The sequence below is a fragment of the Pseudomonas massiliensis genome (assembly GCF_000826105.1).
Taxonomy (GTDB): Bacteria; Pseudomonadota; Gammaproteobacteria; order Pseudomonadales; family Pseudomonadaceae; genus Aquipseudomonas; species Aquipseudomonas massiliensis.
In genome coordinates this window covers 41,090-55,503 of the sequence record NZ_CCYK01000005.1, presented here as the reverse complement: position 1 = coordinate 55,503, position 14,414 = coordinate 41,090, and the positions used below count along the sequence as shown (strand labels likewise).

The window sequence follows — 14,414 nt, the reverse complement described above, 5'->3', positions numbered from 1 at the left end:
AACCGTGGGCAGGAGCCCGCGTTTACCTGGCGCCGCGAATGGGCGGATGCACGTGTTGAAGGTCAGGCAAGTGGAACGGCGGGTGGCGCGCGAGTACGGGCGCCGGGGAAGACAGGGCGCAGGCCATGCCCCTGGCGCACCTGGACCAACAGCCGCAGCGTCCCGGCCGGCACGGTATGGGTGCTGAAACCAAGGGTCTGGGGCAGGGCAGGGCAATGGCAGAACAGGCTGCAATAGCCGCAGCGCTCCCACAGGCCATGGAGCTTGGTGTCCGCTCCGGAACTGGCGGATACCTGGCAATGGTCTTGGGCCACGATCATGCCGGAATGCTCGGTCATGTCGACGCCTGGCATCCTGGCTGGATGATTCATGGGCATGGCCTGGGACACCAGGGGGCCGATGAAGATCATCAGCATGGCGAACAGGCTGACCCACAGCCCCGCGCCGTGCGACCGTTGCCTGCGCAGGCGCACCTAGCGCGAGCCGTTATCGCTGGGAGGCGTGGCCAGCACCTGTACTTGAACCTGCAGGTCGCCAGCGTGCTGGAAGCGAAGAGTGAGCGGGAAACTGTCGCCCTCCACCAAATGAGAGCGGCTCTGCAGGCCCAGCAGCATCACATGGTTACCCATGGGGGCGAAGCGAGCCTGGCCACTGGCCGGGACGATCACGCTGTCCACCTGCTGCATTTTCATCATGCCATCGGCCCCCACATGCTGGTGCATCTGCGCCTCGGTGGCCATCGGCGTTTCCACGCCTACCAGGCGGTCATCTGCGGAGCCCTGGTTGCGCAGGGTGAAATAGACGGCCGCCGTCGGTGCGTTGGGGGGCAGTTGCTGGGACCAGGGCATCACCACCTGAAGCGTCCCGGCCTGGTAGTCTCCAGCTTGGGTCAAGGGAGCAAGGAAAGATGAGACCAGGCCACAAAGGAGGGGCAGTGCGCGCCAGAGCGAGGGCATGGAGTCGGGTCCGTGAGCAGGAAAGTGAGGGGTATTTAGCCAGAACCGCGATGGATCTACAAAATCCGGATGCTATCTGTCGATAAGCGCTCCCAGCTCGGCCAACGCAGCCAGCAAGGCAGCGGTGACATCGAACTCACGGTCTGCCTTCGGCAATTCGGGCCGGGCCAGCATCAACACAGGGAGGCCAAGCTCGCGGGCGACCTGCAGCTTGGGTTCGGTGGCGCCGCTGCCGCTGTTCTTGCTCACCAGCACATCGAAGCCCTGCGCCTGGAAGAGCGCGCGCTCGTCCTCCAGAACGAAAGGCCCGCGGGCGCCGATCACCCGGCAACGCTCGTTGCCCGGATGGGGGTCTAGGCAACGCAGGGTCCAGTACTGCTCAGCAGGAATCTCCCCTAGGTGCGCCAGCGGCTCCCTTCCCAGCGTAAAGAAAGGCCGCGCGAAACCGCCAAGGGCCGCGGTCAGTTCGTTCCAGCCGCTCACCGCGCGCCAATGGTCGCCAGCTTGCGGCTGCCAGCCGGGCCGGCGTAGCGCCCAGCAGGGCACGCGGGTAGCCGCACAGGCCTCGACCGCATTGCGGCTCATTTGCGCCGCATAGGGATGGGTCGCATCCACTACCAGGGTAATGGCCTCCTGGCGCATAAAACCGGCCAAGCCTTCGGCACCGCCATAGCCGCCCACCCTGACCGCGCAGTGCAGGTCAGTGGGGATCCGTCCCAGGCCGGCAAGGCTATACAAATGTCCAGGCCCCAGCCGCCTGGCGATATGCAGGCTTTCACTGACCCCTCCCAGCAGAAGCACTCGCATCACCACGGCCCTCCGGCGCGGCCGACTACGCCTCCCTGGCGGTCGATGGCGATGACCTCCACCGACAGCTCCGCTGGCACCATGCGCCCGGCGAAGGCCTGGGCATGGCTACAGACCACATCGCCCAGCGGCACGCCGTCGGCATGGGCCAGTGCCAGCGCCTGCTGGCTGGTGTTGGCGTTGCGCATGGCCGCCTGCAACGCCGGCGTGGCGCCATGCTCTGCCGCCCACCGGGCCAACTGTGGCAAGTCGATGGACGAATGGCGGCTGTGCAGGTCCATGTGCCCGGCGGCGAGCTTGCTTATCTTGCCGAAGCCGCCGCACAGGCTCAGCCGCGCCATGGGCACCTTGCGCAGATGCTTGAGTACTGCGCCGGCGAAATCCCCCATCTCGATCAAGGCGATGTCCGGAAGCCCGTAGAGACGGCGGATGGTGTCCTCGCTGGCATTGCCGGTGCAGGCCGCGATGTGGGTATAGCCATTGGTGTGGGCCACGTCGATACCCTGATGAATCGAGGCGATATAGGCCGCGCAGGAGAAGGGCCGAACGATGCCGCTCGTGCCCAGGATAGAGAGCCCGCCAAGGATGCCAAGCCGGGGATTCATGGTCTTGAGGGCCAGGGCCGCGCCGTCCCGTACACCAATGGTCACCTCGAAGCCGCCTGCGTAGCCCTCGTTGGCCGCCAGGCTAGCCAGATGCTCGGCCATCATCTGCCGGGGAACCGGGTTGATCGCCGGCTCGCCCACCGCCAGCACCAGACCCGGGCGGGTCACGGTCCCCACGCCTTCCCCGGCCATGAAGACCACGCCAGGGGTGTCGATCAGGCGCACCCGGGCATGAACCAGGGCGCCATGGGTAACATCCGGATCATCTCCGGCGTCCTTGAGGGTGCCTGCCTCGCCAGCGCCGTCGCCGCTTCGGCGGCAGTACTCCAGGCGCAGGCTGACCACGCGCCCCTTCGGAAGGGTGACCGACACCGCGTCATGGCTGGCCCCGGTGAGCAACAGGGTGGCGGCCGCCAGAGTGGTGGCGGTGGCGCAGGTGCCGGTGGTCAGGCCGCTGCGTAGCGGCCTGGGCTGTTCGGCGGTTTCTTCACGCATGGCCGGGCTTGATCGCGTCGAGCAGGGTGATGGGCAATGCCTGCCGCCAGGTCTGGAAGTTGCCCAGTGGGCGCGCATGGGCAACCTGGACGCGGAGCAGCTCGCCGCCATGTTGCGCTTGCCAATTGAACAGGGCCATTTCGCTTTCCAGGGTCACGGCATTGGCAACCAGTCTGCCGCCTGGCTTGAGCGCCGCCCAGCAGCGTTCCAGCACGCCTTCGACGGTGACGCCGCCGCCGATGAAGATCGCGTCTGGCTCAGGCAGCCCTTGCAGCGCATCTGGCGCCCGGCCGGGCACGAGGCGTAGGCCAGGGACACCCAAGGTATCGCGGTTGCGCTCGATCAACCCTTGGCGGCCGCTGTCCGCTTCGATGGCAATGGCCTGGCAGCGCGGATGCGCCCGCATCCACTCGATGCCGATGGAGCCGCAGCCCGCGCCTACATCCCAGAGCAACTGGCCCGGCCGAGGCGCCAGGCGGCCCAGGGTCAGGGCGCGCACGTCACGCTTGGTCAACTGGCCGTCGTGAGCGAAGGCGTCGTCCGGCAAGCCGGGCGCCGAGGCCAGGCCTGAGGCGCCTGGGGCTGCCCGCAGGTCGAGGCCGATCAGGTTCAGATCGGCTGCTACATGGTTCGGCCAGGCGTCGGCCCTGGCCTGTTCATGGCGTTCGCCGGGGCCGCCAAGGTGTTCCAGTACATGCATCTGGCTGGGGCCAAAGCCGGCGGCTACCAAATGTGCGGCCAGCAGCCTCGGGGTGTGACCGTCGTTGCTCAGTACAAGCAGGCGCTGGCCATCGCAAAGGTAGCCATTGAGCAAGGCCAGGGGACGCGCGACCAGCGACAGCACCTCCGTTTCCGCCAAAGCCCATCCCAGACGCGCAGCGGCCAGGGTCACCGAAGACGGCGCGGGTAGCACTCGGAATTCGCTGGCCGGAATCTGCCGGGCCAGGCTGGCGCCGACGCCGTGGAACATGGGATCGCCGCTGGCGAGTACACACAGGGACTGGCCGCGCCGCTCCAGCACCGGGGCCAGGCTGAAAGGGCGAGGCCACAGCAGGCGTTCGGCGCTCAGGCAGGGCGGCAGCAGTGCAAGTTGACGCGGCGCGCCTATGATCAGCCTGGTATCCAGTAGTGCGCGCCGGGCCTGTTTGCCCAGGCCCGGGTAGCCGTCTTCGCCGATACCGACGATGGTCAGCCAGGGCAACATGAAGGTTCCTCACGATCATCCGACGGGCAGGATTTTCATGCCCTCGGTCAAAGCAGGCATAATACCGCGCACTTCTGCTCAGAAGTGCCTTTTGACGATTGCCGGGTGATCTTTTGAACGAGCCATTGCCGGCCCCGCCGCCTGCTTCCTTGCCACGCGCCTCGGCCTGCCCGGGGTTGCTGCGTATAGTCGCGGCCCGTGATGGCGGCCTGTGCCGCGTGAAGCTTGCCGGCGGGGCGCTGAGCGCCGCGGCTGCCACCCAGGTAGCCGAGGCCGCCCTGCGCCATGGCAGTGGCATGGTGGAACTGACCAACCGTGCCAACCTGCAATTGCGCGGTATCGCCCCCGCGGCTGAAGGCCCGCTGGTCGCCGGCCTCATGGCGGCAGGGCTTGGGCCGGCGACCCCGGCAGCCGACGATGTACGCAACCTGATGCTAAGCCCCATGGCGGGGCTTGACCCAAACGCGGCCCTGGATCCCCGGCCTTTGGCGAAGGCCTTGCTCGATGCGCTGGAACAGCAACCGCGCTATCACCGACTTTCCCCGAAGTTCGCCATGCAAGTGGACGCAGGGGAGAGGCTCGCCGAGCGGCGCCATGCCCATGACGTCTGGTTGTCACCGCTCTGGTTCGATGGCCGCCTGTACATGGGGCTAGGGCTGGCCAGTGCGATTGCTGGCACTTGCCCGGTGGCCGCTGTGCCAGCCGAGCATGCGGCGGCCCTGGTGTTGAGCGTGCTGGATCGCTTTCTTGCCCTGGCTGGGCCAGTTCCGGGGCGCATGCGAGAGCTGCTGCAAACCGTCCCGGTTTCTGCGTTGCTCGAGGGGCTGGATGTTCCCCTGCGGCGGGAGGGCCTCGTCCCGGTGAGGGCGCGGTCACGGCCCTCGCCCCTGGGGCTGCATGCTCAACAGCAACCTGATCGCGTGGCGGTCGGGGTCGCTCCGCCGCTGGGGCGCCTGACTGCCGTCAGGTTGCTGGGCCTGGCGCGTCTTGCCCAGGCCGAAGGCAGCGGCGAGCTTCGACTTACGCCCTGGCAAGGGCTATTGATACCTGGAGTCGCCCAGGCCCGCGCTATAGCGGTTAAGGCCCAGGCACACGAGCTTGGCCTGCTGGCCGATCCTGGCGAGCCCCTGGCCAGCCTGGTGGCGTGCACCGGCTCGGTCGGCTGCGCCAAAGGCCTGGCCGACACCAAGGCCGATGCCCTGGCCTTGGCCGCTGCGCTGGGCCGGCCGCTGCCGGTACACCTGAGCGGCTGCGGCCGGTCCTGCGCACAGGCCAGCGTCGCGCCGGCCACCCTGTTGGCAGTGCGGCCCGGCCATTACGATCTTTTTTTCCGCGACCCCGCGGGGTCAGGCTTTGGCCGACCCGTCGGACGCGACCTTACTTTGCACGAGGCAGCGGCTCAGTTGGCCGCCTGCCCACGGAGCGCATTCGATGATTGATTACATACGCGATGGCCAGGCGATCTACCGCCAGTCGTTCGCGACCATCCGCGCCGAGGCGGACCTGAGCCAGGTTCCGCCGGACCTGGAAAAGCTGGCGGTGCGAGTGATTCATGCCTGCGGCATGGTGGACGTAGTGCAAGACCTGCAATTCTCGCCCGGGGCGGGCACGGCTGGTCGCCGTGCCTTGGCCACCGGGGCGCCTATCCTGTGCGATGCCCACATGGTCGCCGAGGGCGTGACCCGGGCACGCTTGCCGGCGAACAACGCGGTGATCTGCACCCTCAAGGACGAACGAGTGCCAGGCCTGGCCCAGCGCCAGGGCAACACGCGCTCGGCGGTCGCCCTGGAGTTGTGGCGACCGCACCTGGAGGGCAGCGTGGTGGTGATCGGCAATGCGCCCACCGCATTGTTCTACCTGTTGGAGATGCTCGATGCCGGGGCACCACGGCCGGCCTTGATCCTTGGCTTCCCGGTGGGTTTCGTGGGCGCGGCCGAATCCAAGGCCATGCTGGCGGCCGATAGCCGTGGAGTGCCCTTCGTGGTCGTCAATGGCCGTCGGGGTGGTAGCGCCATGGCGGCGGCCGCGGTCAATGCCCTTGCCACGGAGGTGGAATGATGGCCGCCGGACGCCTGTTCGGCCTGGGCGTGGGCCCGGGGGATCCTGAGCTGATCACGGTGAAGGCTCTGCGCCTGTTGCGGGAAGCGCCAGTAGTGGCCTATTTCGTGGCCAAGGGCAAGAAAGGCAATGCCTTCGGTATCATCGAGGCCCACTTGCAGTCTGCTCAGACGCTGCTGCCCCTGGTCTACCCGGTCACGACCGAAGCCCTGCCGGCGCCCTTGTCCTATGAGCAGGTGATCGCCGACTTCTACGACCAGGCCAGCATGGAGGTGGCGGCCCATCTGGAAGCGGGCCGGGATGTGGCGGTCATCTGCGAAGGCGACCCCATGTTCTACGGGTCGTATATGTACCTCCATGACCGTCTGGCGCAACGCTACCCGACGGAAGTGATTCCGGGCGTGTGTTCCATGCTCGGTGGGGCCGCCGTGCTTGGCGCGCCCCTGGTGTACCGCAACCAGAGTCTTTCCGTACTGTCCGGTGTGCTGCCGGCCGAAGAACTCAAGCGCCGCCTGGCTGACGCCGAGGCAGCCGTGATCATGAAACTGGGGCGCAACCTGCCCAAGGTTCGCCAGGTACTGTGCGAGCTGGGCCTGGATGAACGTGCCCTCTATGTGGAGCGAGCCACCATGGCCAACCAGAAGATCGTGCCCCTGGTCGAGGTAGACCCCATGTCATCGCCCTATTTTTCCCTGATCGTGGTCCCGGGCCAACGGTGGCACGGATGAGTCCGGTGTATCCGGTGATCCTGGTGCTCGGCGCTTCGGCCCTGCCAACGGCCAGGCGAATCCAGCACTGTCTTCCCGATGCCCAGGTCTGGGGCCTGGCCGGCAGGGCCGATGGCGCGGACCGTACCTACCACGGCTTCGGCGACACTCTGCGTGGCCTGTATCAGGAGGGGCATCCGATCATCGCATTGTGCGCGGCGGGTATCATCATTCGTGGCCTGGCTCCGGTTTTGGAGGAAAAAGGCCTGGAACCGGCCGTACTGGCAGTGGCCGAGGACGGCAGCGCGGTAGTGCCATTGCTAGGCGGTCTCGGTGGGGTCAACGGGATGGCCCGGACCATCGGCCTGGCCCTGGAGGTAGCACCAGCCATTACCACCAGCGGGGAATTGCGGTTTGGCACCTGCCTGCTCAGCCCTCCCGAAGGCTATGTATTGGCGGACCTGGAGCAGGGCAAGCACTTCGTGGCTGACATGCTGGCTGGCCGTTCGCTGCGCATCGAGGGCGCCGCGCCCTGGCTGGCCGAGGCCAACCTGCCGCTGGCCGTTGATGCCGACCTGGCGGTACGGGTAAGCCCCCACCAGGCGAAGGCTGAAGGCGAGCTGCTGATCCATCCACGCAGCGTGGCGGTAGCGGTGGGCGCGGCTGGCGAAGACTTGCCCGCCCGGGTGCTGGAGGCCCTGGCCGCCGCCGCGCTGGCGCCAGCAGCCCTTGCTGTGCTACTGGCGCCGCGGCGGGCGATGGCCTCGCCTGCATTCGCGGCCGCGGCCAGGACCCTGGGTGTTCAGTTGCGCTTCTGCGAGCTGGACGACCCCCAGGCCGCGCTGTTGCAGGCCTTGCCTGAGGCTGATCACCTGCAACGAGACGGTATCGGCCTAGCAGTCAGTGACAGCCCACTCCGGGCCGATGAGCTGGGGCTGCGTCGCGGGCGGCTTGCAGTGGTGGGGCTTGGCCCGGGCGCTCGCGCCCTGATGGTACCGGCGGTGCAAGCTGAGCTCACGTGTGCCCAGGATATATTGGGCTATGAAACCTACGTCAACATGGCCGGGCCTTTCCGCCCGGAACAGCGGCTGCACTGCACTGACAATCGAGAAGAGCTCCAGCGCGCCCGGCATGCCTTCGAGCTGGCCAGCCAGGGGCGTGATGTGGTGGTGGTGTCTTCTGGGGACCCCGGCGTGTTTGCCATGGCTTCAGCGGTGTTCGAAGCGCTTGACGGCAGCGACGACCCCGCCTGGCATGGGGTAGATCTGGCCATCCTGCCGGGCGTTTCCGCTTCCCTGGCTGCCGCGGCCCGGGCTGGGGCGCCGCTGGGCCATGACTTCTGCGTGATATCGCTCTCCGACAACCTCAAGCCATGGTCGACCATCGAGGCCCGCCTGGACCTGGCCGGCCAGGCCGACCTGGCCATGGCCTTCTATAACCCTATATCACGCTCACGGCCTTGGCAGCTGGGCCAGGCCCTGGATATCGTACGGCGACACCGCGGGCCGGATACACCGGTGGTACTGGGGCGCGACATCGCCCGCCCAGCGGAGCGGCTGCGCGTGGTGACCTTGGGCGAGCTTACCCCGGAGATGGTCGACATGCGCACCATGGTGCTGGTGGGGTCGTCGACGACTCGCACGATCGCTCGGGAAGGCGAGCAACCCTGGGTTTACACACCCCGCTGGTACCCACGGGCGCCTGGGGCGGAAGCGGTTCTGACCTGACTTGATGGCTACCCGGCCTTAGGGTACGCCTCGCTGGCTCCATGACGGAGCCAGCGGCATACCAAAAGGACAGGGATCATGAAGATCGATACCAAGGACATCAGCCTGCAACAGGCTGTCGTCATGGGCAGCAACTTGCTCGGCTTCGGCAAGGGACTCGCGGCTCAAGAGCGAGAAGATGTCCGCAATACCCTTCAGTTGGCAACGCTGGTGGCCAACAAAAGCTTCGACAAGAAGACCCAGGCCGAAGCCTGGTTCAACCGACTCTTGTCAGTGATGGCCGACACTGGCTGGTTGACACTGACCGCCCGCTACGGCGCATGTAACGAAAGCTCACAAACGGTCAAGCTCCATAACGTCTTGCTCAACGTGCTGGAAACCGCCGTCAGGCATGCCGTGGCCAGTACCCAGGCAGGCGCTGTGTTGAGCGCGCTGGCGGGTGAAACCCTCGCCAGGTTGCCTCGCCAGGGCGACGCCATCGAGCTTTACAAGAACAGCTCACGCACGGACACCGGCGCGATCATGGGTGTAGCCTCCTGTGCCAGGGACCCGGAGGGCGAGATCATCCTGGCCATGAGCGTGGTGGATGCCGCCACCGAACACCATGACCATGACATGCTGCTGTTGGACTGGAGCAGCGATAAGGCCCGGCTGCATCAGGCGTCCATGGTGTTGACCATGGCGCCTGCCATGTTCGCTCGCAGCCGCGAGGGGGTTGCCCAGGCCCTTGGACATCGCGCCGAGGAAAACATAAAGACCTACTTGGATCTGCTCAAGGCCTAGGACGCCGGCCAGGGTCGCGATCGACCCTGGGCCATCGATGACAGGAGGTCGATCATGCTCAATGATTCGGCGGTGCTTGGCCCGGGCCTATTGTCCTTCGGCACGGACATCAGTGAGCGCGAGCGGATGTCGGTGATTCATGCCTTGCGCTTCGCCCAGCAGGCGGCCTGGGATGCTTACCCAGGTAATCCCGCCGGCGACTGGTTCGATCATTTCTGCCGGCAATTACGCTGGCTGGGCTGGGATGCGCAGCCGCCGCAGCCCTATACCCCTTCGCGCAGCCGCCAGCGACTGTTCGATACTGCCGTGGAAGCCCTGGCCCTCAATGGCCCGCGGTTTCAGCAGGTGGCCGCCATGGGCATTCAGGCTCTATTGCAAGATCGGCCTGGGCTGTTGCTCTTCGAACGCTACGCCCGCCGCCATCATCACGGGATGTTCCAGATCATGCCGTGCGCGCGTGCGCGATTGAACAACGGTACCCCGGTGCTGGACATGCTGCTCTACCACGAAGAGCTCGACCTGCGTGAGGCCAGCCCGGGGTGCTTCACTCGAAAGGCGCCGCCACCCTTGATCAATTGCCGGCTCAGTGTCGTGCGTTTTGGTATCCGCGCGTTCGAGACTACCTGGCTGCCGAAGATCGAAGCGCGCTTCGCCAAGCCCTGGGAGGACGAGCGCTACATGCGCCTGCTGGTGGATCAGCCGGGCAAGAGGTAGCCGCGTACATCTTGCTGCACATTGTCGGTCTGCACCGCCGACTTCCCCTGAGCCATGCCCAGCACGGAGATGTGGGTGGCTTCGGCGAAGTCTACCAGCGCGGGCCAGGCTGCGGCATGGCCTGGCTCGCGGGATCAGCTAGGCTCGACTTCGCTGCGATTGCTGTCTCGCTGGGCTACCCAGTGGTCGATCAGTTCACGCAGCTGGGACATTTCGATCGGCTTGGCCATGTGCCCGTCCATGCCGGCCATGCGCGCGCGCTCCTTGTGTTCGCTCAGGATGTGAGCGGTCAGGGCCACCACCGGAGTGCGTCGGCGGCGAGCGCCGAGTTCCCAGGCCCGCAGTTGCTGGGTAGCGGTGAAGCCATCGAGGATCGGCATTTCACAGTCCATCAGCACCAGGTCGTAGCGCTGCGCCTTCATGGCCCGCAAGGCTTCTTCGCCATTGCTCGCCGTATCCGGGTGCAGGTTGAGCTTGCCCAGCATGCCGCGGATCACCTTGGTGGAAATACTGTTGTCTTCGGCCACCAGTATGCGGAAATCAGCAGGCACGGCAGGCGGCTCCCAGCTAGCCTGGGCACCTGGTAACAACGGTGGCCTGGCTTCAGCCTGGGCGCGGTGAGCCAGTTCATCGGCCAGGGTCGTGCGTAGCGCATAACCGGCCACAGGCTTGGCCAGGATGCGCTTGATCCCGGCGTTGCGGGCGATCACCTTGCTGGGGGCATTGCTGATACCGGTGAGCATGATGATCAGGATGTCGTGGTTCAGGCTTGGGTCTTCCTTGATCTTGGCGGCAAGCTGCATGCCCGTCATGCCCGGCATGTTCTGGTCCAGCAAGACAACGTCGAAATAGTCGCGCAGGTGAGCCTTGGTCCTGAGCAGCGCCAGGGCTTCCTTGCCAGAAGAGGCGGCGCTCACGTTCAGGCCCCAGGCGCTGCACTGCTGTACCAGCACCTTGCGACAGGTATCGTTGTCGTCGACTACCAGCACGCGAGCGTCCCTGAGGCTGCTGTCCAGGTCCTGGATGTTCTGCTCCATACGTTGCGGGTCCAGCGGTACGGTCAGCCAGAAGGTATTGCCCTGTTCGGCGCCGCTCTTGATGCCAAACTCGCCGCCCATCAGGGTGATCAACTGCCGGGCGATCAGCAATCCCAGGTGCCCGCTGGCTGGCTTGTTGGTCGTCAGCAAATCCTGGCTGCGCAACTCGCCATGCAGCAGGACATCGCGCTCCGGCGCTGGCAAGGCTTCGCCGCTGTCCTGCACGGCGATGCGCAGGCGGGGCGGGCCGCTGCGTTGGTCCAGGGCGGCTGCAAGCAATACCTCGCCGCCGGCCGCTTTCTTCAGGGCGTTGTCCAGCATGGCCAGCAGCGCCTGGCGCAAGCGCATCGGGTCGCCGCTGATGACCCTGGGCACCTGCGGCTGGGTGAAGCTGATCAGCTCCACGTTCTGCTGTTCGGCTCGGGCCCGATAGATGTTCAGGCACTCCTCGATCAATGCGTTGAGATCGAACTGCACATCATCGAGCTCGATCTGCCCGGATTCGATCTTGGAAATGTCGAGGATCTCGTTGATCAGGGTCAGCAGCTCGTTGCCAGCGCTATGGATGGTCTGGACATAGTCGCGCTGCTTGACCGACAAAGGAGTGCCCAGCAGCAGCTCCGTCATGCCGAGCACGCCGTTCATCGGAGTGCGAATTTCATGGCTGAGCTTGGCCAGGAATTCGGCCTTGGCATTGGTTTCCGCGGTGCTGGCAGCCAGGTCGCGGCTTGCGCTGTAGCGGTCTTCGCTGATGCGGCGCAGGCGCGTGGTCAGTGCCAGGTTAAGGATGGCTCCCCCGCAGACCGCGCACCCCAGCATGCCGAAGATCAGCCACTGGACCGGGGTTCGGGTAAGCACCAGCAGTGCCGGCAGCACCACCAGGAAACCGAAGCTGCACAGCGACATGGCCAGGGTGAACAGCCGGGCGGGCGCGTAGCCTCGGTACCAGTGACTGGCTGACACCAACAGCATGCACAGGCAGGTTACCGCCACGGCGGCGTAGGCGACCAGATTCAAGGGCAGGGTGTCGACGAACAGCAACAACAGGCCGCATAGCGCAATCAAACCGATCAGGCTGATCACCATGCGTTGCAGGCGAGGGGAGGGCCTGGCCGCGAAAAAGCGCAGCGTATACACCAGGGCGAATTCCGCGCCCAGGAGCATGGCGAAATAGGCGGCGGGCGTGCGTGCCGGGCTCCATGGAATAGGCCAGGGGCTGCCCAGATTCACCAGAATCATCGCGCTCGCCAGGATCATGGCCTGGCAGGCGCCCAGCCACAGGCTACTGGCCGAATGGCTCAGTGCATAACGAGCGAAATTGTGCAGGATGAGCATGATCATGCAGCCAAGCAGCAAGCCGAACAGTAGCGTCTGCCCCTGTCTGGAAGCTACCTGGATGGCGGGTTCCAGGCTTACGCCGGGGCGAACCTGATGCTCGGAAACCAGGCGTAGGTAGAGGTCTACCGGAGCCTGGCTCAGCGGTATGGGTAGCAGCAGGTCACCACTGCGTGGCGGCGGCACGCTGCCTGGACCGTCGTAGCCGGTACGGGTGTGCAGAAGTTGCTGGTCGTCGGTGAAAACGAAGAGGTCGAACTTGGACAAGTCCGGCGCGAACAGGCGGATAACCTGTTCATGGGCTGAAGGCATCAGCTTGTAATGCAGCCAGAGGGCACTGTGCGCGGGGGCGGCATTGAGTTCGTGCAGCTCGACGGGCGCGAACTGGCTTTGGTAGCGCTCGGAGCGAACGTCGCTGACCTGCAGGCCGGCCTGGTCGTCGACCAGTACCGACCAGCCACTGCCCTGGTCGGCAAAAGCAGGCCGCAGGCAAACGAACAGCAGCCCGACGATAATGAGTAAGGCAGTCCTGAGCCGGTGCACGGGGAAGTCCCTGTCCTGGATAAGCATGGACTGAGTATAACCGCCCCAGCGCCGGACAGGTTGGCGGGGTGTCGGATAGCGGGCCTGCCCCCGGCGCTTGCGCGCAAGGGGCGGCACTGTCGGTCAGCCTTCTGCGCGCTCGCGGGCAATGGCGCGATAGCCGATGTCATGGCGGTAGAAGCCGCCTTTCCAGTCGATCTTCGCAGCCAGTTCGTAGGCCTGGCGCTGCGCTGCTCCCACGGATTCGCCCAAAGCGGTGGCGCAGAGCACCCGGCCGCCAGCAGTGATCACCTGGCCGTCGACCAGCGCGGTACCGGCATGGAACACCTTGCCAGGAAGCGCAGCCGCCGCGTCCAGGCCCTGGATCACATCACCCTTGGCATAGTCGCCCGGGTAGCCGCCCGCCGCGAGCACGACGCCCAGGCTAGGCCGCGGATCCCACTGGGCTTCGATCTTGTTCAGTGCCTTGGCCAGGGCGGCCTCCACCAGCAGAACCAGGCTGGACTGCAAGCGCAGCATGACCGGCTGGGTTTCAGGGTCGCCGAAGCGGCAATTGAACTCGATCACCTTAGGGTTGCCCTGGCTGTCGATCATCAGCCCCGCGTAAAGGAAGCCCGTATAGGTATTACCCTCGGCGGCCATGCCCCGTACCGTTGGCCAGATCACCTGCTCCATCACCCGCTGGTGCACCTCGTCGGTGACCACGGGTGCAGGCGAATAGGCACCCATGCCACCCGTGTTCGGGCCGCTATCGCCATCGCCTACCCGCTTGTGGTCCTGACTGGTGGCCATCGGCAGCACGTTCTGGCCGTCCACCATCACGATGAAGCTGGCTTCCTCGCCCTCGAGGAATTCTTCGATCACCACCCGCGACCCGGCGTTGCCGAAGGCATTGCCGGCGAGCATGTCACGCACGGCGGCTTCGGCTTCTTCCAGGGTCATGGCCACGATCACGCCTTTACCCGCGGCCAGGCCGTCGGCCTTGATCACGATGGGCGCGCCTTGCTTTTGCAGGTAGGCCAGGGCCGGTTCGATCTCGGTGAAGTTCTGGTAGGCGGCGGTGGGGATGGCGTGGCGAGCGAGGAAGTCCTTGGTGAACGCCTTGGAGCCTTCCAGCTGGGCCGCGCCTGCGGTAGGCCCGAAACAGTCCAGGCCGCGCTCGCGGAACAGGTCCACCACGCCGGCGACCAGAGGGGCTTCCGGGCCGACGATGGTCAGTTGCACGTTCTGCGCGGCGAAGTCCGCCAGTTGCTCGAGGTCCAATACGTCGATGGCGACGTTCTCGCATTTGGCCTCGGTCGCGGTACCGGCATTGCCGGGCGCCACGAATACCTTTTGCACGCGTGGGTCCTGGGCTACTTTCCAGGCCAGGGCATGCTCACGCCCGCCGCTGCCGATGATCAAAACCTTCATGTCAAAACCTCGAATTCGAACGTCGGTGCC

General features: G+C 65.8%; 13 protein-coding genes and 1 pseudogene. 6 read left to right on the top strand and 8 right to left on the bottom strand.

Annotation, left to right across the window (positions count from 1 at the left end):
* Nucleotides 1-62: 62 nt before the first annotated feature.
* The 5 genes from BN1188_RS03695 to BN1188_RS03675 all read right to left on the bottom strand — a co-directional run bounded on the left by BN1188_RS03695 (nucleotide 63) and on the right by BN1188_RS03675 (nucleotide 4,067).
* The gene (locus BN1188_RS03695; protein WP_040259974.1) at nucleotides 63-473 is read right to left on the bottom strand and encodes a DUF2946 domain-containing protein; all 411 of its coding nucleotides are present in this window, start codon (nucleotides 471-473) and stop codon (nucleotides 63-65) included.
* Nucleotides 474-956, bottom strand: coding sequence for a copper chaperone PCu(A)C (locus BN1188_RS03690; protein ID WP_040259973.1), 483 nt, complete (start codon nucleotides 954-956; stop codon nucleotides 474-476).
* A 72-nt stretch (nucleotides 957-1,028) separates the two neighbouring features.
* The gene (locus tag BN1188_RS03685; RefSeq protein WP_040259972.1) at nucleotides 1,029-1,766 is read right to left on the bottom strand and encodes a cobalt-precorrin-6A reductase; all 738 of its coding nucleotides are present in this window, start codon (nucleotides 1,764-1,766) and stop codon (nucleotides 1,029-1,031) included.
* Nucleotides 1,763-2,863 (bottom strand): cobalt-precorrin-5B (C(1))-methyltransferase, encoded by a 1,101-nt coding sequence (locus BN1188_RS03680; protein WP_040259971.1) that lies wholly within the window; start codon nucleotides 2,861-2,863, stop codon nucleotides 1,763-1,765. The genes BN1188_RS03685 and BN1188_RS03680 overlap by 4 nt, the downstream gene beginning before the upstream one ends.
* Nucleotides 2,856-4,067 carry a bifunctional cobalt-precorrin-7 (C(5))-methyltransferase/cobalt-precorrin-6B (C(15))-methyltransferase gene (locus BN1188_RS03675; RefSeq protein ID WP_040259969.1) on the bottom strand — a complete coding sequence of 404 codons (1,212 nt, stop codon included), beginning with the start codon at nucleotides 4,065-4,067 and terminating at the stop codon, nucleotides 2,856-2,858. Before BN1188_RS03675 ends, BN1188_RS03680 begins: the two co-directional genes overlap by 8 nt.
* Nucleotides 4,068-4,180: 113 nt before the next feature.
* Between BN1188_RS03675 and cobG the strand changes: the two genes are divergently transcribed.
* From cobG to BN1188_RS03645, 6 genes are all read left to right on the top strand, one after another.
* Nucleotides 4,181-5,506: a precorrin-3B synthase gene (gene cobG, locus BN1188_RS03670; RefSeq protein ID WP_040259967.1), complete on the top strand. Its 1,326-nt coding sequence runs from the start codon at nucleotides 4,181-4,183 to the stop codon at nucleotides 5,504-5,506.
* Nucleotides 5,499-6,125, top strand: coding sequence for a precorrin-8X methylmutase (locus BN1188_RS03665; protein WP_040259966.1), 627 nt, complete (start codon nucleotides 5,499-5,501; stop codon nucleotides 6,123-6,125). Before cobG ends, BN1188_RS03665 begins: the two co-directional genes overlap by 8 nt.
* Nucleotides 6,122-6,853, top strand: a complete 732-nt coding sequence (locus BN1188_RS03660; protein WP_040259965.1) for a precorrin-2 C(20)-methyltransferase — start codon at nucleotides 6,122-6,124, stop codon at nucleotides 6,851-6,853. Before BN1188_RS03665 ends, BN1188_RS03660 begins: the two co-directional genes overlap by 4 nt.
* Nucleotides 6,850-8,559: a precorrin-3B C(17)-methyltransferase gene (gene cobJ, locus BN1188_RS03655; protein ID WP_040259964.1), complete on the top strand. Its 1,710-nt coding sequence runs from the start codon at nucleotides 6,850-6,852 to the stop codon at nucleotides 8,557-8,559. The genes BN1188_RS03660 and cobJ overlap by 4 nt, the downstream gene beginning before the upstream one ends.
* A gap of 78 nt (nucleotides 8,560-8,637) precedes the next feature.
* Nucleotides 8,638-9,342 (top strand): hypothetical protein, encoded by a 705-nt coding sequence (locus BN1188_RS03650; protein ID WP_040259962.1) that lies wholly within the window; start codon nucleotides 8,638-8,640, stop codon nucleotides 9,340-9,342.
* A 54-nt stretch (nucleotides 9,343-9,396) separates the two neighbouring features.
* On the top strand, nucleotides 9,397-10,056 hold the full coding sequence (locus BN1188_RS03645) for a hypothetical protein (RefSeq protein WP_040259961.1): 660 nt from the start codon (nucleotides 9,397-9,399) through the stop codon (nucleotides 10,054-10,056).
* A 5-nt stretch (nucleotides 10,057-10,061) separates the two neighbouring features.
* On the opposite strand, the pseudogene BN1188_RS21560 reads toward BN1188_RS03645, so the two are convergent.
* From BN1188_RS21560 to purD, 3 genes and pseudogenes are all read right to left on the bottom strand, one after another.
* Nucleotides 10,062-10,127 (bottom strand): annotated as a pseudogene (locus BN1188_RS21560) (MarC family protein); the annotation flags it as partial.
* Between the two features lie 63 nt (nucleotides 10,128-10,190).
* Nucleotides 10,191-12,971: a hybrid sensor histidine kinase/response regulator gene (locus BN1188_RS03640; protein WP_040259960.1), complete on the bottom strand. Its 2,781-nt coding sequence runs from the start codon at nucleotides 12,969-12,971 to the stop codon at nucleotides 10,191-10,193.
* Between the two features lie 123 nt (nucleotides 12,972-13,094).
* The gene (gene purD, locus BN1188_RS03635; protein WP_040259959.1) at nucleotides 13,095-14,384 is read right to left on the bottom strand and encodes a phosphoribosylamine--glycine ligase; all 1,290 of its coding nucleotides are present in this window, start codon (nucleotides 14,382-14,384) and stop codon (nucleotides 13,095-13,097) included.
* Between the last annotated feature and the right edge of the window lie 30 nt (nucleotides 14,385-14,414).

What these genes read in the sequence shown, in the direction of transcription:
- BN1188_RS03690 (WP_040259973.1), bottom strand. Translation starts at nt 956, where the DNA reads ATGCCCTCGCTCTGGCGCGCACTGCCCCTCCTTTGTGGCCTGGTCTCA.
- BN1188_RS03680 (WP_040259971.1), bottom strand. Translation starts at nt 2,863, where the DNA reads ATGCGTGAAGAAACCGCCGAACAGCCCAGGCCGCTACGCAGCGGCCTG.
- BN1188_RS03675 (WP_040259969.1), bottom strand. Translation starts at nt 4,067, where the DNA reads ATGTTGCCCTGGCTGACCATCGTCGGTATCGGCGAAGACGGCTACCCG.
- BN1188_RS03665 (WP_040259966.1), top strand. Translation starts at nt 5,499, where the DNA reads ATGATTGATTACATACGCGATGGCCAGGCGATCTACCGCCAGTCGTTC.
- BN1188_RS03660 (WP_040259965.1), top strand. Translation starts at nt 6,122, where the DNA reads ATGATGGCCGCCGGACGCCTGTTCGGCCTGGGCGTGGGCCCGGGGGAT.
- cobJ (WP_040259964.1), top strand. Translation starts at nt 6,850, where the DNA reads ATGAGTCCGGTGTATCCGGTGATCCTGGTGCTCGGCGCTTCGGCCCTG.
- BN1188_RS03650 (WP_040259962.1), top strand. Translation starts at nt 8,638, where the DNA reads ATGAAGATCGATACCAAGGACATCAGCCTGCAACAGGCTGTCGTCATG.
- BN1188_RS03645 (WP_040259961.1), top strand. Translation starts at nt 9,397, where the DNA reads ATGCTCAATGATTCGGCGGTGCTTGGCCCGGGCCTATTGTCCTTCGGC.
- purD (WP_040259959.1), bottom strand. Translation starts at nt 14,384, where the DNA reads ATGAAGGTTTTGATCATCGGCAGCGGCGGGCGTGAGCATGCCCTGGCC.